This is a genomic window from Dyella sp. SYSU CM1112, from assembly GCF_058216415.1.
The window spans coordinates 555,832-574,412 of record NZ_JBZEGI010000002.1 but is presented as its reverse complement, the minus strand read 5'-3'; the positions used below and the strand labels follow the sequence as shown (position 1 = coordinate 574,412).

Genomic DNA, 18,581 nt, shown 5'->3' with positions numbered 1-18,581 from the left:
GCGTGAACCTTCAGCCGGACCGGGTCGCTACGACGGGCGGCACTGCCGCGGCGCGCATGGCGGGCCCGAGCACTGCGAGTTGGCCAAGTAACCACAGCGCTATGGCGCCGCATGCCAAATAGCCGATCGGCAGTCGCGGCTGCTCATCATGCGTCATCAGCAGGATATTCAAGGCGTAGGCCAATACACTGCCCAGTACCACGCCGGCGCTCACGATCAGGAAGTTTTCGATCTGGAAATAACGCAGGATGTCGTGGCGCGTGGCGCCTACGGCACGGCGGATGCCGATGGAACGTCGGCGTTGCTGCACCCAGAAATTGGCCAGACCTGCGATACCCAGCACGGTGACGACCAGCAAGCCGCCCGCGGCGGCCATCAGCAGGGCGATCATGGTGCGGTCGCGGTGAAAGAAGGCCGCGCGGAGTTGGTCGAACGTTTGCGCATGCCGGAGGATGCGGTTGCCATGTACATGCTCGAGCACGGCGGCGGCTTGCTTCAGTACGCGCTCGCGTTCTTGCGGCGCGGTGCGCAGCACATACGTGACTTCGTTGCCGTCCGGCAACATCGGCAGCATGGTGGCGTAGTCGTTGTCCGCACCGGCGTAGGCATGCGGACGCAACAGATGATCGACGACGCCAACGATGCGTACCGGTTTTTCGTCCGGGTAGATCGCCTTGCCGAGCGGGTCCTGGCCGGGGAATAGTTTGTCGGCCAAGCTGCGCGTGACGATGGCGACGGGTATCTGGTCGAGGCCGGACCAATCGTGCGTGCTGCCCACCGGCACGTATTCGCTGGGCAGAAAACCGCGGCCTTCGATCAGTCGCACGCCTAGCGTGGCGATTTCGCCGGGCGTACCGTTGAACGCGGATGCGGTGGCGCGGGCGGGGCCGTCCGCGACCAGGCTGATGCCGTTGCTCCAATCGCGGCGATTGAACGGCAAGGCATCGACTGCGGCCACCGACTTCACGCCTTCGATGGCGCGCAGGGCAGCGAGGTCGGTTTCGTGGCGAACGAGCGGTTGTGCGTCAGGGTCCAGATCGGTGCTTTCGATCAGCACCAGTTGGTTCTCGGCCACGCCGCTCGGTTGCCGTAACAACTGCGCCCGGCTCACGATCATGAAAGCGACATTGCACACGATGGCGCAGGTCAGGCTGACCTGTAGCGTCAGCAGCAAGACGGTGAGCTTATGGCGGCTAAGGCTGGCGATGATCGGCGGTAGCGACATGATGTGCCTCACTGGGTCTTGAGTTGCAGGGCCGGCGTGACATGGCAGGCATGCCACGCGGGTATCAGTCCGGCGCATAGGCCTGCGATCACAGCCAGCAGAAACGTGCCGAACAGCATCACGCCATCCATGTGCGCCAGGTGTGCGTAGCCGTCCGGTTGCTGTCGTACGCTCCACAAGCCGAGTTCGGCGATGACCAGGCCGAGCGTGCCGCCGGCCAATCCGATCACACCGGCTTCCACGCCCAGTTGCGCGAATACATCGCGCCGCCGCGCACCCAGCGCGCGCCGCACGCTGATCTCGCCGCTGCGGCGCATGAATTTGGCGAGCAGCAGGCCGACGATGTTGAGCATGCATACGCCGAGAAAACCCAGGGCGAGCCATAGTTGCAAGCGCAGGTCGCCGGGCACCACGTGTTGGTTGCTCAGCCAAGCCATCAATCCGTACAGCCGCGCATCGACCGGACGCGGGAAACGTCCGTGCGCCTGCTGATCGCGCCAGTAGTCGGCGAGAAAGTCGCGATAGGCATGCAGCTTGGCTTTGCTGTCCAGCTCCACCCAGAATTGCAGCCACGCGCAATGATTGCTCAAGCGCGCATCGCCGCCGCTGTCCCAGCACCACATGCGGCCGTCGCTGTCGAATTTCAGTTCCAGCGCCGTTTGCAGCGGGATGAAAAATTGGTCGATCTTGCCGAAGGCGGCATTGTCGATCTGTGCGTAGAACGTGGGTTGCGGCTGCCAGTCGTCGAGCACGCCGATCACGCGGAAATCGGTGTTTTTCAGGCGCACGGTGCGTCCGATGCCCGGCGTGTTTCCGAACAGCTTCTGGTTCAACTCGGTGTTGAGCACCACGACGCGTGCATGATTTTCGTCATCCTGTGCCGTCCAGCCGCTGCCGGCACGGAATGGCGTGCCGAACATCGGAAAGAAATCGGCAGTGACGTAATGGCCTGATTCGAAGAACGGGCGTAGCGAATCTTGCGCGGGACGAACCGGCAAGGTTCCTGCGCTCATGACGGCCTGGCGATCCGCGCGCGCCGCATGCAGCAAGTACATGGCATCCGGCCACGTCATATCGGCATTGACGATGGTATCCGTGGATTTGTTGTGGCTGAGCGGATGCGGATCGATGAAGGGCACGTACAAGTGTGCGCTGCGCCCGGGGAGCGGATCGCAGGACATCACGCGTAGCACGGTGATCATCGTCATGCTCGCACCGATGCCGAGTCCGATCGCGAGGATCATCAGTGCAGTGATGGTCCGGCTGCGCTTGAGGCTGCGTACGGCAAGTGCAAGGTAATAGCCGAACATGCAGGGTTCTCCGGTTGGGTAGAGACGCAACTGTCCTTGCCACCCGCGATGCGGGTGGTTGTTGGGCTGTCGGATGGGATGCTTTATGTGGTGGAAGCAGGTGGGCAAGACGAAGCGTTGTTGTTGCCCATCGCGCTTTGGACCGTCATCGTTGAGCGGGCTGCGCCAGACCGCGTGCCAAGGCTTCCTGCAGGACGTTATCCAGCTGCCGATCGACTTGCTGGGCAACGCGTTTCTGCTGTGCGGCCACCGCGGCCTGCTGTTGAGACAATGCTGCGGCTTGCTTGGACAAGCCCTCGCTCAAGCGATGAATTTCTTTGTATTCACGCTGGATCTCGGCCTGTTCGGCATCCACGCCGGCCAGCCGGCCTTTCAGCATGGCGGCCTGTTCGGCGCGATCTTGCGACGTGATGTTCTGCATGGCCGCACGTTGTGCCGCAAACCCGGCGCGGCGGCTCGCAAGCTCCGCTTCGCGACTCGCGAGGGCGGCTTGCCGTGCGGCGAGTCCGCTCTGTTGACCCGCCAAAGCACCTTGCTTGCCTGCCAGCTCACCCTGTTGACGCGCCAGTTCGTTGAGCGGATGGAAGGCGTCCCTGGCCTGGTGGATCAGCGTGGCGTCGTGGATCGTATAGGCGTGTCCATCACGCCGGAACCAGAGCATCGGATCGTTCACGTTGTGCAGACGCTGCACGTCGGCGAGGTCGCTCTCGTTGCCATTGAACATCACGGTGTCGCCGTCGAACAACGCGATGCCTCGCGCCGCATCCGCGTGCGTATCGATATCGACGTGATCGGCGTTGCCAAACAGGAAGGCTGGACTAGGCGGTGTAGGCGGCGCAGGGGGTGCGTCCGGTGCTGGCGGTGCAGGTGGCGTAGCAGGAACTGCCGGTGCCGGGGGAGCAGGCGGCACCGGCGGAGTTGCTGGTGTCGGGGGTGCAGGCGGAACGGCGGGCATACCGGCGTTCTGCACTAGGTCGGGCGTGGTGTGGGTGGCGGTCACGCGATAAGGAAGCACCCCAAGCACGGCCATCGCAGCGACCAGCCACCAGCTGCGCGAACGCGGCGTAGTCTCGTTGACGCTTTGCTGCAGCATGATCAATCTCCGCTTCAAATGCAGGAAGGTGGACGAGGCGCCCGCAAGGCTGGCATGCATCGGATCGGCCACACCAAGGCGGATCAGCAGATGTCCGTAATGCTGGGGTGCGGCAACCTGCTGTTGCAGGACTTGCGCATCGCAGGCGGCTTCCCGGTACACCGCGTATTCGCGCATGGCCCAGTTCACCAACGGATGGAAAAAGAACAGACGCTGCGCGATCGCCGGAAGCCAGCCCAGCCATAAATCGCCGCGATGGATGTGTGCGAGTTCGTGTGCGATCGCCATCGACAATTCGTCCGGCGACAGCGTCTGTTCGGATGGCAAGAGCACTACGGGACGCCATAAGCCGGTGACCTGCGGCGACACAATGACATCGGATATGCGCAGCGCCGGTGCACGGCGCATGCCTAGCGCCTCAGCCTGTTTTGCGCAGAGTGCTTGCAGGGATGCGTTGTTGGCCTCGTGTGCTTCGCGCAGCAAAGCGCGACTCTGCCGCCATTGACGTGTGGCCAGCACGATCTGCAGCAACACAGGCAAAAGCCATAGCGCGATGATGAGCTCGGACCACGACCAGGCGAAACCGTGGGCATGTGAGGTCCACCCTGTTAGCTGTTGCGATGGCAGCTTGGAAGGCTCGGCCATGTTATTCGCCGTATAAACGTATTCGCGTGGTGCGTTCACGGCCACCGGCGAGGCGGCTTTCAGCCAGCGCAGTTGCACCGGCGTGTTGATCACCATGCCCAGCACAAGTTGTGCGGCAACCAGCCACCACAGCATGCAGCGGATGGATGGCGACAATCGAGGCAGGTAGCGTATGACCAGCCACACCACCGCGATCAACACGGTAGCTTGCGCAGCGGTCCATGCCAGCCGTGAGAGGAGCGTGTCGGACAGCGCGATCAGGTGATCCATGTCAGGAGTCCTTGCGCCGCGATTGCAGTTGGGCAACCAGTGCTTCTAATTCGGCGAGTTCGCTATCGCTGACATCAGCTTTCTGCGACATCCAGGCGACGAACGGCGAGAGCGAGCCCGAAAGGGTTTTTTCGACAAACTGGCCCACCACATTGCTCAGGGCTTCGGTGGGGCCGGTTGCGGCGGCATAGCGATAGATGCCGTCGATGTGGCGGCGCTTCAGGTACGACTTGGCGCGCAGGCGCTCCATCATGGTGAGCACGGTGGAACGCGCCAGTCCGCGTGCTTCGCCGAAATCGGCGGCGACTTCGCCGACCGAGGCGTTTTCGTGTTCGGCCAAATAATGCAGGAGCGCCAGTTCCTGGTCCCCGATGGATGGCTTGGGCATGGCGTGAGGCTCTTGACTACAGTTGTAGTCAAACTACCTCTGACTACAGTTGTAGTCAATAGGCTGGTCAACCGAAGGAAGCATGAACTGAACGAGCCAACCAGGACGAATCGCACTCGGCGCGCCTCTTGAGGTCACACATGCTGCGCATACTTTCATGTTGCCGGCAGTGTGCCGTCACCAGTCACTTCGGAGACCCCATGACTCCCCAGGAACAACTTCTCCTTGACGATTTCCTCCAGCGTCTGGCCGCCGTAAATGGCGTGACCAAGGATGCACAGGCGGATGCGTTGATCCACCAGCGCTTGGCCGCCCAGCCCGATGCTGCCTATTTATTGGTGCAGCGTTGCCTGTTGCAGCAACACGCGCTGGACGCAGCCAAGGCACAGATTGCGCAATTGCAGTCGCAGTTGGCCGGACAGCAGGGAGGCGGCAGCTTCCTCGGTGGCCAGTCATCCGGCTGGGGCGCGGCGCCACCCCCCATGCCATCGCAACAACAACAAGCTGTTCCGGCGCCCGCGCCAAGCTGGCGTGAGCGCTTGTTCGGCGGTGGCGCATCCACCGCGCCGCAAAGCGGTGGTTCGAGCTTCTTCGCCAACGCGGCAACCACGGCGGCCGGTGTAGCTGGCGGCATGTTCCTGTTCGACGGCATCGAAAGCCTGCTCGGCGGTCATCGTGGCGGCGGTTTCTTCGGCGGCGGCTTCGGCGGCCAGCCGGAAGTGATCGAGAACGTCACCGAGAACAATTTTTTCGATAACGGCAACAATAATCCGCCTGCCGGTGGCGATCAGGATTTCTCATCCAATAATTTCGACGATGCCAATTTCGATAGCGGCGACTTCGACAGCGGCAATTTCGACGACGACAACAGCTGGACCTAAACCGCGTCGTCAGCACTCACGCGTAAGGCTGCCATTCCCGCGAGGATGGGAATGGCGGCCGTGAAGCGACTGATGCTTGTGCCGAACTGGGTGCCGAGCGATCAACGCAGTTCCTTGCTGAAAAAGATCCGGCTGCTGCCGGGCGGATCGCAAGGGAAGTTGCCGAATTCACGCCAACCGTGCTTCATGTAAAAGCCGGGTGCCTGAAAGTCGTTGGTATGCAGCAGGCCAGTGCGGCAGCCGCGGCGTATGCCTTCTTGCTCCGCCATGCGCAGCAGCGTGCTACCCAGGCCGGCGCCACGCATCGTTTGCGGCAGGAAGAACACATCGATAAACAGGATGCCGCGTGAGCTTCGACCACTGAGGCCGCCCACGATGTCATGGGTGGCCGGATCTTCCACCATCAGCGCCAATGCACGCTGGTCGCTGATGCCGCAAGCGGCAAGATTGAATTGATCGAGCGGGCGGCGGATCGCGCCCAGCTGTTCGACAGTGGGAGCGTCGGTAAGCACGATGCGCGGCGTATCCATGGCTACCGATTATGCGTCAGAAAGCCATGTCGAACGCGACGTCACCTTCCACGCCGACCTGATACGCCGATACGCGCCGCTCGAAGAAGTTGGTGACTTCCTGCACATCCTGCAGATCCATGAAGTCGAACGGATTCTTCGCGCCGTACTTTTTCGGCAGGTCAAGCTGGGCGAGTCGCTGATCGGCGCAATACTCCAGATATTGCCGCATGTCCTTCACCGACAGACCGGCCACGCCGCCGGAAAGCACGTCTTCGGCGAATTGCGTTTCGCAAGCGATGGCCTCTTCCAGCATGGCTTCCACTTGCGCGCGCATGGCTTCATCGAACAGGTCCGGCTCTTGCGCGCGCACGGTACGCACCACCGCGAAGGCAAACGCCATGTGCCCCGATTCATCGCGGAACACCCAATTGGTGCCCGAGGCCAAGCCGTGCAGCAGGCCACGCGAACGCAGGAAATACACGTAGGCGAAGGCGGCAAAGAAAAACAGCCCTTCAATGCAGGCGGCGAAGCAGATCAGGTTGAGCAGGAATTGCCGCCGCTGCTCACGGGTTTCCAGTCTGCGCAGGTTCTGGACGGAATCGATCCATTTGAAGCAGAACGCGCCTTTCTGTCGGATGGATGGGATGTTCTCGATCGCCGCGAATGCCTTGTTACGTTCATTCGGGTCGGGAATATAGGTGTCCAGCAGCGTGAGGTAGAACTGCACGTGCAGCGCTTCTTCGAACAGCTGGCGCGACAGGTACATGCGCGCTTCCGGGGCGTTGATGTGCTGATACAGGTTCAACACCAGGTTGTTCGCGACAATGGTGTCGCCGGTGGCGAAGAAGGCCACCAGACGATGAATGAGATGGCGATCTGCCTCTGTCATCTTCGACTTCAAGTCGGTGACGTCGAGCGAGAAGTCCACTTCCTCCACTGTCCAGGTGTTCTTGATCGCGTTGCGATACATCTCGTAGAACTCGGGATAGCGCATCGGACGCAGGGTGAGTTCGAAGCCCGGATCGAGGATGTGCGAGGGATGATCAGACATGGAAATTCCTCAATGGAAACATTCAATCCGGCTTGCGCGCATAACGCCCACGCACGAAGCGACTGATGTAAGTGGACAGGCCGATGCCAGCCTCGGCGAGCCGCTGCATATTGCGTGTGTGTATGTGGCCGGGCGCGGCATCGGTGTATGCGTAAGTACCATCGTTGATGAAGCGAGCCAGGATGAAGCCCTCGCCCATCGCGTAGCCACTCACGCCGGAGCGACCACTGCGATTGCGGAAGGGCTTCATTCCTGTCATGTGCGTTGAGTGAATGTGGACTCAGAGGCCAAGATGCGACATATGCTCATATTGATTTTGAGGGGCTGATGTAAGACTCAGGACGGCTGGGTGATAGGTGTCGCGACCGCATTGACTTTTTAAGCTCGTCGTCCCGGCGAAAGCTGGGATCGGGTGACGTGCATATCTGCAAAGGCGCTGGACCCTGACTTGCGATGAGCCGACGAGGTGATTACTGGCACGCCTCGCAGTACTCCGGATTTTCCAATGAGCAGAACACTGCAGCGGTGGCCGCTTCCTGCGTGTTGGGCGCCGGTGTCGCAGTAGCGGGTGCTGTTACCGTGGTCTTGGCGATCTTGGTCGCCGGGCGCGAGCGCAGGTAGTAGGTCGTCTTGATGCCTGCCTTCCAGGCGTACATGTACATCGAGCTGAGCTGGCCAATGTTCGGGTTTTCCATGAACAGGTTCAGCGACTGGCTTTGGTCAATGTAGGCGCCGCGTGCGGCAGCGAGGTCGATCAAGGCTTTTTGCGGCAATTCCCATACCGTGCGATAGATCGAGCGCAGACGCTCAGGGATGGCAGCGATGCCCTGGATCGAGCCTTCCGCGAGCTTGATCGCGTCACGAATTTCGGCGGTCCACAAACCCAGGGTCTTGAGTTCTTCCACCAGGTAGCGGTTGATGACAAGAAAATCGCCGGACAAGGTTTCGCGCTTGAACAAATTGCTGACCTGCGGCTCGATGCATTCGTAGCAACCGGCGATGGAGGCGATCGTCGCGGTGGGAGCAATGGCAATCAGCAATGAGTTGCGCAGCCCTTTCACCTTGATCGCTTCGCGCAGTGTGTCCCAGCGCCCGGCATCGTGCAGCTTCGCGTTCAGCCAGTAATCGAACTGCAGCTCGCCGTTGGCGGCACGGCTGTCGGAGAAACCGGGATGCGCGCCATATTCCTCTGCCAGCGCGTTCGATTGCGCCAATGCGTTGTAATAGATCTCTTCCGCGATGCGCGTGGACAGCTCCAGGGCTTCGGCGGAATCGAACGGCAGGCGCAATTTGAAGAACACGTCCTGCAGACCCATCACGCCCAGACCCACCGGGCGCCATTTGCGGTTGGCGGTGGCGGCCGTAGCAATCGGATAGAAGTTCAGATCGATCACGCGGTCGAGCTGGCGCACGGCGGTGCGTACGGTGGTGGCGAGCTTGGCAAAGTCGAACGCACCGTCGACTACGTGACGCGCGAGATTGACCGAGCCGAGATTGCACACCGCCGTCTCGCCGGCGTTGGTCACTTCCAGAATCTCGGTGCAAAGGTTGGAGAGGTGAATGACGTTCTCGGATTTGGCCGTCTGATTGCTGGTGGCGTTGCTGCGATCCTTGAACGTCATCCAACCGTTGCCGGTCTGGGCCAGGGTACGCAGCATGCGTGCATACAGCTCGCGCGCTTTCACCGTTTTGACGGCCAGGCCCTCGGTTTCGGCCTTGTGGTAAGCGTACTCAAAGGCTTCGCCCCAGCTATCGACCAGATGCGGCACGACCTTGGGATCGAACAGCGACCAGTGCCCGTCGTGCTCCACGCGGCGCATGAATTCGTCGGGAATCCAGTTCGCCAGGTTGAGATTGTGCGTGCGGCGCGCTTCGTCGCCGGTGTTGTCGCGCAATTCCAGAAACTCTTCGATGTCGGCGTGCCAGGGCTCCAGATACACGCAGGCCGCACCCTTGCGCTTGCCGCCCTGGTTCACGGCGGCGACGGAAGCGTCCAGCGTTTTCAGCCACGGCACCAGGCCATTCGAGTGGCCATTGGTGCCCTTGATCAGCGAGCCGCGCGAACGCACGCGCGAATAAGCCAGGCCGATGCCGCCGGCGAATTTGCTGAGCTTGGCGACGTCGCCGTATTTTTCATAGATCGATTCCAGCGAATCTTGCGGCGAATCCAGCAAAAAGCAGGAACTCAGCTGCTCATGCGCCGTGCCTGCATTGAACAATGTCGGCGAGCTGGCGATGTACTCCAGCGAAGAGAGCAGGCGATACAGTTCCAGCGTTTCACCGATCTCATTGCCGCCCAGTGCACAGGCAATACGCATGAAGAAGTACTGCGGCGTTTCGATCACCTTGCGCAGCTGCGGATGGCGCAGCAGGTAACGGTCGTACACCGTGCGCAGGCCGAAGTACTCGAAGCGGCGCGAGGCGAGCGGATCGATCGCATCGTTGAGCTTGCGCGCGTTCTCGGCCACGTAATCGCGCAGGCGCGCGTTGAGGATGCCCAGTTCTGCGCCGCGTGCAATGGATTGCGAGAAGCTCTGGATTTCCTGGCCGCTTACTTCCTTGTCGATGAAGGCGCTGAGCAGGCGTGCGGCGAGCTGGCCGTATTCGGGTTCCTCGGCCGTCAATGCGGCGGAGGTGCGAATGGAAAGCTGATCCAGCTCCTGCGTGGTGGCGCCGTCATACAGGCCGCCGATGGTCTTGAGCGCCACGCGCAGCGGATCGACAGCGTGCAGGCCCTCGGCACTGCGTGTTACCGCGCGGACGATCTTGTTGACGTCGACCACTTCCTGCTTGCCATTGCGCTTGGTGACGCGCATCTGGCCGGGGTTGTGCGGCGGGGTCAGGGTGAAAGGAGCTTCGGCAGTAACGGACATCGTGACAGGGCTGGCAGGGGATGACGGATCGGTATCGGCGGAAAAAGCGGTCGTGTCCGCGCGGGCGGCGGTGCGCTCGCGCGATTCGGTATCGAGAGGTTGCATGTCGGACACTCCGGGTTGTGGAGGCCGTCCCGGCCGGAACGATCCGGTTGGAATGGACGGACTCCCTGGACTCAACCGCCTGCTCCCGCGCGCAGGGCTGATGTGGCAGCTAGGGTGGGGAGTCGTCCGATGCGGGTGACATCCGCATCGTGCGACACACTTCCCCGCGGAAGCCGTCACCGGCGGCATGACGTTCCAGTCATGCCGTGTCGGCAGGTCTTCGGACTTGCGGATGTGGATCTTGCGACCCGCCTAATGACCCCGGCTTCCCAGTCGCGAATCGACCAGTGCCCATGGGGCGTTCGTCTCCGCTTACCGCTGCGGGGCAGTTCCGGATTCGCACCGGATTCCCGAGCCGCCTCCGTTTACCTGGCGACGGCGACCGACGGAGCACAACATATCGGGGTAATCTGTGTCGGTCAACCCAATAATTTGTGGATAAGCCGGTGGATAAGCAGCCTGAAACCAGGCGCCGCGCGGCTTGCGGGATTTTTGTGACGGACTGCCCATAACACGATGGCGGGCTGATCCATGGTCGATGGGGCGCGGCCCTTCCGGTGCGTCCCAATGACGCCGGACACATGACAGCCGCGGGTCGTTCGCTAAGCTCCAAGGCATGTCCCTGGGGAGTGAAGCGATGAACGGGTACCGTCGAATGGCAGTCCGCTGGTGGTGGGTGGCATGCCTGCTCTTATGGCCGTGCTGGGTGCAGGCCGCTTCGATCAACGATGCCGCGCTGGCTCCGACGCCGCCGATGGGCTGGAACAGCTGGAACCATTTCGGCGCCGACGTCACCGATGTGGACATCCGTCACGCGGCCGATGCGATGGTATCCAGTGGCATGGCGGCGGCCGGCTATCGTTACGTCATCATCGATGACGGCTGGCAGGGGCAGCGGGACGCGCACGGCATGCTGCACCCGAACGCGAAATTTCCCGACATGAAGGCACTGGCCGATTACGTGCACAGCAAGGGCCTTAAATTCGGCATCTATTCCTCGCCGGGTGAAAAGACCTGCGGCGGCTTCACGGGCAGTTACGGGCACGAGGCGCAGGACGCGCGCTTGTTCGCAAGCTGGGGCGTGGATTACCTGAAATACGATCTGTGCAGTTTTTCGCGGCACATGCGTGGAAAGAGCCTGGCCGAGCAAACGGCCATGATGAAAGCGGCATACCAACGGATGCGGCAGGCATTGGACGCCACCGGACGTCCTATCGTCTATGCGCTGTGCAGTTATGGCTGGGGCCGCGTGTGGGAATGGGGCGCGGACCTGGGCGCCAACTTGTGGCGCACCACGGATGACATCCAGGCGAACTACATCAGCATGATGTTCAACGCCAATTCGCAGCTAGGCTTGGAGCGTTACGCGGGACCTGGCCACTGGAACGATGCGGACATGCTGGAGATCGGCAACCAGGGCATGGATTCGCAGGATAAGGAACGCACGCACATGAGCCTGTGGGCGCTGCTGGCTGCGCCGTTGATTGCAGGCAATGACCTATCGTCCATGAGTGCGGTGACGCGCGAGGTGCTGACTAATCGCGAAGTGCTTGCGATCGATCAGGATGCACGCGGCATCGCCGGTGGTCGCGTGATGCAGGCTGGTCCCATCCAGCTCTGGTCGCGCCCGCTGGCGGATGGATCGATGGCGGTGGGCTTGCTCAACACGCTCAACCACTCGCTGGATGCGACGTTGGATCTGAAGGCGCTCGGCTTGGGTGATAGCGTCACGGCACGCGATGTGTGGGAGCACCGCGATCTCGGGCGGATCGACAGCCGGCATGTGTTCGAGGTGCCGGCTTATGGCGTGGTGCTGCTGAAGGTGAGCGGAGCAAAACGCTAGCAGCATGCGCCTTGGTAGGTGTGCGTCGCTATGCCGATGCGTCATCTTCGTCTTCGCGGGGATGACGCATTCATGCACGCATCAAGTTACTGGTAGGCGATGCCGTTGCTGAAAAACTAAAGTCGGTGCAGCGTTCGGTGTTGCGGATGGCGATAAGCCATCCAGGTAGCGATAAGACCGCACAATGCGGCGAAAGAAAGCCACAAGCCTGGCGCTGCCTTGTTGCCGGTGATGTGAATCAGCCATTGCGATATGGCCAGGCTGGAGCCGCCGACCGTTGTCGCCAGGCTATAGGCCAATGAAAAACCGGTGGTGCGTACTTCTATCGGCATGATCTCCGTCAGGGCGACCACGAGTGCGCCGTTATAACTGGCGTAGAGGAAGGAGAGCCACAATTCCACGCCGAGCAGTTTGCCGAAATCGGGCGACGCGGCCAGCCAATGCAAGGCAGGGTAGGCGGTCGTCAGGGCAAGTAAGGTACAAGCGAGCAATAACGGGCGGCGTCCGATGCGATCAGACAGCGCGCCCATCAGCGGCAACCAGATGAAATTGGAGATGCCCACGCACAGGGTGACGGTGAATACATCCAGGTGCGACAGCTTCAGGACGGCGGAACCGAAGGTCGGCGTGTAGGCGGTGATCAGGTAAAACGACACGGTGGTCATCATCACCATCGCCATGCCGACCAGCACAGTGCCGGCATGCGCCATCATCGATCGATAGATCTCGCCGATGCCGGGGCGATGCCGTGCAAGAAACGCTTCGGTTTCTTCCAGCGAGCGGCGGAGCAGCAACAGGAATGGAACGATCAGGCAGCCGATAAGAAAGGGAATGCGCCAGCCCCATGTTTCCATCGCCTGTGCAGGCAATGCATAGTGCAGCGTCAGGCCCAGTGCGGCGGCGAACATCACTGCCACTTGCTGACTGGCCGATTGCCATGAGCAGTAGAAACCGCGATGTCCGGGCGTGGCGATTTCCGAGAGATAGACCGACACGCCGCCGAGTTCGACACCGGCCGAAAAACCTTGCAGCAAGCGTCCTGCCAGCACCAGTAATGGCGCGAGCACACCGATCGTGGCGTAACCGGGAACGGCGGCTACCAACAAGGTGCCGATCGCCATCAGGCTCAAGGTGAGCAGCAAACCACGACGACGGCCGTGATGGTCGATATAGGCGCCGAGCACGATGGCGCCTATCGGTCGCATGACAAAGCCTGCTGCGAACGCGAGCAGGGTGAGCAGCAGCGAGGCGTAAGCGCTGTGACTAGGAAAATAGGTTCTGGCGATGGCCGGGGCGTAATAGCCGTAGACCATGAAGTCGTACATTTCCAGAAAGTTGCCGCTGACAACGCGGAAGATGGTCTTGAAACGTTCGCGCCGGGAATGCGCTACCGCAGCGTGGGACATCAATAGGTTCCTTATCCGACACGACGCCGGTACGTGACATACATCGAACGTAGCAGCGTGCGAGCAGTCATGCGTGCCGAATGATCGCAAAGGCAGGCACGAGGTGGCGAGCCTTACATGCTCACATCGATCTCAATCGGATAATTGACTGAATCGGACAGTTTCGGCGGCTTGGGAAACGTCCACGCGGAGAACTGACCGGCCAGGCATTTGGCGACCGGTGTCGGCGCGCGTACGTCCACATTCAAGGGATGGCCGTCGGGCGAGATATCGGCTACCAGCGTAAAGGGCGATTTATCGGCGGGAGTGTTGCTTGCCAGGCAGCCTTTCAGCGCATCCGTCATAGGGTTGCCGGTCTTGGCCCAGAACTGCTTTTGGTACGCCGGTCCGGTGGATCCTGCTTCGATCAACTTGGCGCGCTGCACACGTGCCGTGAAGCTGTCATCGGCAGGTGCGGCGGGCGATGTGCCAGCGAGAAGCGCCACAGCAAGGATCGTCAGCATGGATAACTCCCGGGTTCATGCGAAGACAGCACAGTACAGCCCCCACTCGGGTGAGTGAAGCGTGGGGCAAGAAGGCCGTACTTGTCATTCGGGGCGATGCGGCAGGGCGAGGTATTCCTCGCTCTGCATTTCGATCAGGCGCGACTCGGTACGCCCGAACTCCGCGCGTAGCCGCTCGCCGTCGTAGAGCTCGGTGATCGGCGCAGCCGCAGAGAGAATCAGCTTGACGTGACGGTCGTAGAACTCATCGACCAGCTGCACGAACCGCTTGGCGGGATCTTCGCTATAGATGGTGAACTGCGGTACGTTCGACAGGATGATCGCCGGCGCGGTCTTGGCAAGCGCGATGTAATCGGCGACTGCTCGCGGCCCCTCGCATAGCGCAGCGAAGTCGAACCACAGGATGGTGCTGGCGCGCTTGCGTACGGCAATCGGGCGATCGTTGATGATGATCTCGCCACCGTCGACGATGTCGCCGTGCGCCTGGGTGGAAAAAATGCGTGACAGCTCGCGTTCGGCCTCGGCGCCGGGCGGCGTGTGATAGACCGGTGCGTGGGTAAGCGCACGCAAGCGCCAATCGTGCGAGGAAATCATTTCCACGACATGACATTGCTGCTTGATGGAAGCGATGGCGGGCAGGAAACGTGCGCGCTGCAGCCCTTCCTTGTAGAGATTATCAGGCGCGGTATTCGATGTCGTGACCAAGGTGACCCCGCATGCAAACAGGGCTTCCAGCAAGGTGGACAGGATCATGGCGTCGCCGATGTCGTTGACCAGGAATTCGTCCAGGCACAACACGCGGCAGCGTGCGGCGATACCGGCGGCTACCTCGACCAAGGGGTCCTGGCGTTCGCCCAGCTCGCGCAAACGCTCGTGCACCTCGCCCATGAAACGATGAAAGTGACGGCGCAGCGCTACGCCATGCGGCAAGCTGGCCGCGAACAGATCCATCAGAAAGGTTTTGCCGCGTCCGACACTGCCCCACAAGTAAAGGCCGCGCACCGCATCGCGATGCTCTCCGCCCAGCAGTAACTTCAAGCGCCCAAGCAAGCCGTTCCCGTTTTCGTCGGCGGCGCACAAGGCCATCTGCATGCGGTCGAATTCCGGCAGCACGGCCAGTTGCGCGGGATCGGAGGTCCAGCGGTGAGCCGCGACGCCTTCCTGGTAACGCGCGCTGGGGGATAGTTGAGTCATGACGAAGCGATCTTGCGTTGATTTCTGATCTCGATGCCGTCATCCCCGCGAACCAGGGAGTCAGCCTTCGTTTTGGGGATGGGGAGCAGAGGGATTCCCGCTTTCGCGGGCTGGCGACCAGTGGGATGAGAGCCGTTTCTCAAGGGCGCTTGTGCGTGTGTTATTCACGCATGTGCGGTAAATAATCCTGTGCCCAATGCTTTACGGCGCCGCGCAGGTCCATCAGGCGACGATGGAAGAAGTGGCCGGTTTCCGGCATGCGGATCAGCTCGGGTGGTTGTTCCAGGCTATCGATCCAGTCGAACACGCCTTGCGGTTCGACGACTTCGTCTTCTTCGCCCATGACGACCAGCCAGGGGCATGTGGGAAGGGCCAGCGTTTCGTGCGACCAGCGGCCTATCGGCGGCGCGATGCTGATCAGCGCATCAGCCTTGAATCTCACGGCGTTGCGCAAGGTGACATAGCTGCCGAAGGAGAAGCCCGCTAGCCATAGTGCGTCATCGGGTCGCATGCTGCGTACCCAAGCCACCACGGCGGCGAGATCTTCGCTCTCGCCTATGCCATTGTCGTATTCCCCCTGCGAATCGCCGGCGCTGCGGAAATTGAAGCGCATGGTATCCAATCCGCATTCGCGCAGGCTGCGTTCCAGCATGGTCACCACTTTGTTGCGCATGGTGCCGCCGTCCTTGGAATTGGGATGGCAGATCACCGCAACGCCACGGCGTGCGCCGGGCCGTTCGGCCACATCGGTCATGGCTTCGAGTTTTCCGACCGGGCCTTGCAAGTCGAACTCGGTGAGCGTGTCCGGAAAAACGGACGGGACGGGGGAGGAGGTGGCAGAAGTCATGTGGCTAATGATAGCTGCCCTCGGTGACGCGTGTTTTTCGAATGTTCGCGCGGTGGTGCTCTGGCACACACAGCGGGCACGCGCGTGGAGCATGTCAGTGGCGCGTCTCAATCACGTGCATCGCAAGGGAAAAAAGCAAACGCCGCCCGAAGGCGGCGTGCGTGCGTCACTGAAATCGCAAATTACTTCGCCTGGCTTACGATCCAGGTGACTGCCGCTTTTATCTGGGCATCGGTGAGCGCAGGGTTGCCGCCTTTCGGTGGCATGAAGTTGCCGTCAGGACCGTGATAGCCATCGGTGGCGTGCTTGATCAGCGTATCCAGGCCTTCCGCGATGCGCGGCGCCCACATGGTTTTGTTGCCCAGGACCGGTGCGCCTGCCACGCCAGCAGTGTGGCAGCTGTGGCAGAGATTGTCGTAGATGGTCTTGCCGTCGGTGGTGCCGCCGTAGGCGACTTGCGCGGCGGCAGCCTTGGCAGCTGCTTCCTGCGCGGCCAGCATGGCGGCGCGTCCCGTGTTCCCGGCATACACCGAGCCGTTGGGTGCGAGGCTGGCGGAAAGCTGTTTCGCGGCGTTGGGATTGGTTTCCTTCGGCTCGCGCTGGTAAATCGTCCAGGCGGTGAAGATCAGAACCAGGGTCAGTATGCCGAGTCCGGCGATTAGCAGCGAAAACTGACGCAGGAAGCTCTGGTCGGATTTGCTCATGGAACCGCTCACGCAAGTACTCCAGTCATCGAATGATTAGTCTGGAAAGCCGCCACGTTCCCCCGTGACATGCCTTGGCGCCCCTGGGCGACCATGCCGCAGCAACCCGAACGATCCTGGCACCGCGGGCAACAAGCCCCGGAGTATAGACGAACCCTGCGGCAAGTTGAGCCATCGTCGGGAGATCCCGGGCCGGACCTCTTGCGATCCCGGTTCGCGTAGTTCATTGAATACGGCAGCGGTAGCTCGTGCAGACACATCGTCATGCTGGCCTGCTAGCCTTTTGGCTTTCGGAACTGTGCCATCGGTCATAAGGCACCTGTGTCAACTGGCATTGTCCAAGCTCGTTGTGCAGACCCTATGCTTGTTCGCAAGACGTAGGGCAAGTACGCAAAGTGTCGCGCCGGTGGAGTCGGGAGGCTCCGTCGTCTACTTCAGGAGTTTTAAATGTCGCGTTTTTGGAAGATCGCGTTGATCGTGATCGCCGTGCTCATAGTGGGCGGGGTCGCATTTCGTTTATTCCACAGGCCTCAGCCGGCAGAGGGAGGCCATGGCTATCACCGTGGCGGCCAGCACGCAGGGCAAGGTGCGCCGGGAGCGAGTCAGCCTGGTGGCAGCGGGGACAATGCGCCGGTGCCGGTGACCGTCGAGCCGACCGTCAAACAGAATGTGCCGGTGTATCTCACGGCATTGGGTACGGTCACGGCGCTGAATACGGTGACTATGAGTCCGCAGGTCGGCGGCCAGTTGTGGACGATCAACTTCAAGGAAGGCCAGGCGGTAAAGAAAGGCGATGTCATTGCGCAGATCGATCCGCGCACCTACCAGGCTGCCTACGATCAGGCCGTGGCCAAGGAAAAAGAAGACGAAGCCGCGCTGGCCACCGCCATCAGCACGCTGGATCGCAATCAGAAGCTGGTTGCCAATGGCTATGTCGCCGCATTGAATATCGATACGTATCGCAACAACGTCGCGCAGTTGAAGGCGACGGTGATTGCCGATCAGGCGAATGCGCGCTCGGCCCAAGTGCAGCTCGACTTCACCAAGATCATCTCGCCCATCAATGGCGTGGCCGGCATTCGCCAGGTCGATCCGGGCAACATCGTGACGACCAGCACGGCGATTGTCACGTTGACGCAGATCCAGCCGATCTATGTGATCTTCACATTGCCCGAGCAAAACCTCGAAGCGGTGCGCGATTCGTTCCAGAACGGTGCCAACAAATTGGAAGTGATCGCGCTCGATCGCTCCGATGCACACCCGCTCGACACGACCGGCACGTTGCAGGTCGTGGATAACCAGATCGACACATCGACCGGTACCTTCAAGCTGCGCGCCGTGTTCAACAATCCCACCAGCGCGCTGTGGCCGGGCCAGTTCGTGAATGTGCGGCTGCGCGTGCGCACAGTGGCGGGCGGTCTGGTGATTCCGGCGCAAGCGGTGCAACGCGGTCCGGATGGTGATTTCGTCTACAAACTGCAGCCCGACCAGACAGTCGCGATGCAGCCCGTCAAAGTGGCCGGCGAAGTGGGCGACAGCCACGTGATGGTCAGCTCCGGCTTGAACGCCGGCGACCAGGTGGTGACAGAAGGTCAGTTCCGCCTCAAACCCGGCAGCAAGGTGCAAGCGCTCAAGCCGGGCGAAGTGCCGATGGCACACGTGCCTTCGGCAACGGACAAGAAGAAATGGAGGCAAGGTGGCGGCCGTCACGGTGGAGCCGGTTGATCATTC

At 61.3% G+C, this 18,581-nt stretch carries 16 protein-coding genes and 1 riboswitch; of the genes, 3 read left to right on the top strand and 13 right to left on the bottom strand.

From position 1 onward, the window contains the following. Positions 1–10 precede the first annotated feature (10 nt). The 4 genes from AC4HNJ_RS05590 to AC4HNJ_RS05575 form a co-directional block, all read right to left on the bottom strand. Positions 11–1,225, bottom strand: a complete 1,215-nt coding sequence (locus AC4HNJ_RS05590) for an ABC transporter permease (protein WP_490478539.1) — start codon at positions 1,223–1,225, stop codon at positions 11–13. An 8-nt stretch (positions 1,226–1,233) separates the two neighbouring features. Next, complete coding sequence (locus tag AC4HNJ_RS05585; RefSeq protein WP_490478538.1) at positions 1,234–2,535, bottom strand: ABC transporter permease; 1,302 nt, start codon at positions 2,533–2,535, stop codon at positions 1,234–1,236. 145 nt (positions 2,536–2,680) lie between these two features. Then, positions 2,681–4,543: a M56 family metallopeptidase gene (locus AC4HNJ_RS05580; protein WP_490478537.1), complete on the bottom strand. Its 1,863-nt coding sequence runs from the start codon at positions 4,541–4,543 to the stop codon at positions 2,681–2,683. A 1-nt stretch (position 4,544) separates the two neighbouring features. Next, positions 4,545–4,931 carry a BlaI/MecI/CopY family transcriptional regulator gene (locus tag AC4HNJ_RS05575; protein ID WP_490478536.1) on the bottom strand — a complete coding sequence of 129 codons (387 nt, stop codon included), beginning with the start codon at positions 4,929–4,931 and terminating at the stop codon, positions 4,545–4,547. Between the two features lie 200 nt (positions 4,932–5,131). Between AC4HNJ_RS05575 and AC4HNJ_RS05570 the strand changes: the two genes are divergently transcribed. Continuing rightward, positions 5,132–5,812, top strand: coding sequence for a DUF2076 domain-containing protein (locus AC4HNJ_RS05570; RefSeq protein ID WP_490478535.1), 681 nt, complete (start codon positions 5,132–5,134; stop codon positions 5,810–5,812). Between the two features lie 101 nt (positions 5,813–5,913). Here the strand turns inward: AC4HNJ_RS05570 and AC4HNJ_RS05565 are convergent, their stop codons facing one another. From AC4HNJ_RS05565 to AC4HNJ_RS05550, 4 genes are all read right to left on the bottom strand, one after another. Next, complete coding sequence (locus tag AC4HNJ_RS05565; protein WP_490478534.1) at positions 5,914–6,342, bottom strand: GNAT family N-acetyltransferase; 429 nt, start codon at positions 6,340–6,342, stop codon at positions 5,914–5,916. A gap of 16 nt (positions 6,343–6,358) precedes the next feature. Next, the gene (locus tag AC4HNJ_RS05560; protein ID WP_490478533.1) at positions 6,359–7,375 is read right to left on the bottom strand and encodes a ribonucleotide-diphosphate reductase subunit beta; all 1,017 of its coding nucleotides are present in this window, start codon (positions 7,373–7,375) and stop codon (positions 6,359–6,361) included. A gap of 22 nt (positions 7,376–7,397) precedes the next feature. Continuing rightward, on the bottom strand, positions 7,398–7,625 hold the full coding sequence (locus AC4HNJ_RS05555) for a hypothetical protein (RefSeq protein ID WP_490478532.1): 228 nt from the start codon (positions 7,623–7,625) through the stop codon (positions 7,398–7,400). A 220-nt stretch (positions 7,626–7,845) separates the two neighbouring features. Beyond that, positions 7,846–10,248: a ribonucleoside-diphosphate reductase subunit alpha gene (locus AC4HNJ_RS05550; protein ID WP_490478578.1), complete on the bottom strand. Its 2,403-nt coding sequence runs from the start codon at positions 10,246–10,248 to the stop codon at positions 7,846–7,848. 299 nt (positions 10,249–10,547) lie between these two features. Continuing rightward, positions 10,548–10,755: riboswitch (cobalamin riboswitch) on the bottom strand. Between the two features lie 235 nt (positions 10,756–10,990). Here AC4HNJ_RS05550 and AC4HNJ_RS05545 point away from each other — a divergent pair. Beyond that, positions 10,991–12,196 carry a glycoside hydrolase family 27 protein gene (locus tag AC4HNJ_RS05545; protein WP_490478531.1) on the top strand — a complete coding sequence of 402 codons (1,206 nt, stop codon included), beginning with the start codon at positions 10,991–10,993 and terminating at the stop codon, positions 12,194–12,196. Positions 12,197–12,312: 116 nt separating this feature from the next. Here the strand turns inward: AC4HNJ_RS05545 and AC4HNJ_RS05540 are convergent, their stop codons facing one another. The 5 genes from AC4HNJ_RS05540 to AC4HNJ_RS05520 all read right to left on the bottom strand — a co-directional run bounded on the left by AC4HNJ_RS05540 (position 12,313) and on the right by AC4HNJ_RS05520 (position 16,850). Beyond that, positions 12,313–13,602, bottom strand: coding sequence for an MFS transporter (locus AC4HNJ_RS05540; RefSeq protein ID WP_490478530.1), 1,290 nt, complete (start codon positions 13,600–13,602; stop codon positions 12,313–12,315). A gap of 113 nt (positions 13,603–13,715) precedes the next feature. Then, entirely contained in the window at positions 13,716–14,105 is a 390-nt protein-coding gene (locus AC4HNJ_RS05535; RefSeq protein WP_490478529.1) for a peptidase C13, read from the bottom strand. Positions 14,106–14,189: 84 nt separating this feature from the next. After that, positions 14,190–15,299 (bottom strand): cell division protein ZapE, encoded by a 1,110-nt coding sequence (gene zapE, locus AC4HNJ_RS05530; RefSeq protein WP_490478528.1) that lies wholly within the window; start codon positions 15,297–15,299, stop codon positions 14,190–14,192. 160 nt (positions 15,300–15,459) lie between these two features. Beyond that, positions 15,460–16,146: an alpha/beta hydrolase gene (locus tag AC4HNJ_RS05525; RefSeq protein ID WP_490478527.1), complete on the bottom strand. Its 687-nt coding sequence runs from the start codon at positions 16,144–16,146 to the stop codon at positions 15,460–15,462. A 182-nt stretch (positions 16,147–16,328) separates the two neighbouring features. Beyond that, on the bottom strand, positions 16,329–16,850 hold the full coding sequence (locus AC4HNJ_RS05520; protein ID WP_490478526.1) for a c-type cytochrome: 522 nt from the start codon (positions 16,848–16,850) through the stop codon (positions 16,329–16,331). Positions 16,851–17,297: 447 nt separating this feature from the next. Here AC4HNJ_RS05520 and AC4HNJ_RS05515 point away from each other — a divergent pair, with 447 nt between their 5' ends. Beyond that, entirely contained in the window at positions 17,298–18,575 is a 1,278-nt protein-coding gene (locus tag AC4HNJ_RS05515; RefSeq protein WP_490478525.1) for an efflux RND transporter periplasmic adaptor subunit, read from the top strand. Positions 18,576–18,581 lie beyond the last annotated feature (6 nt).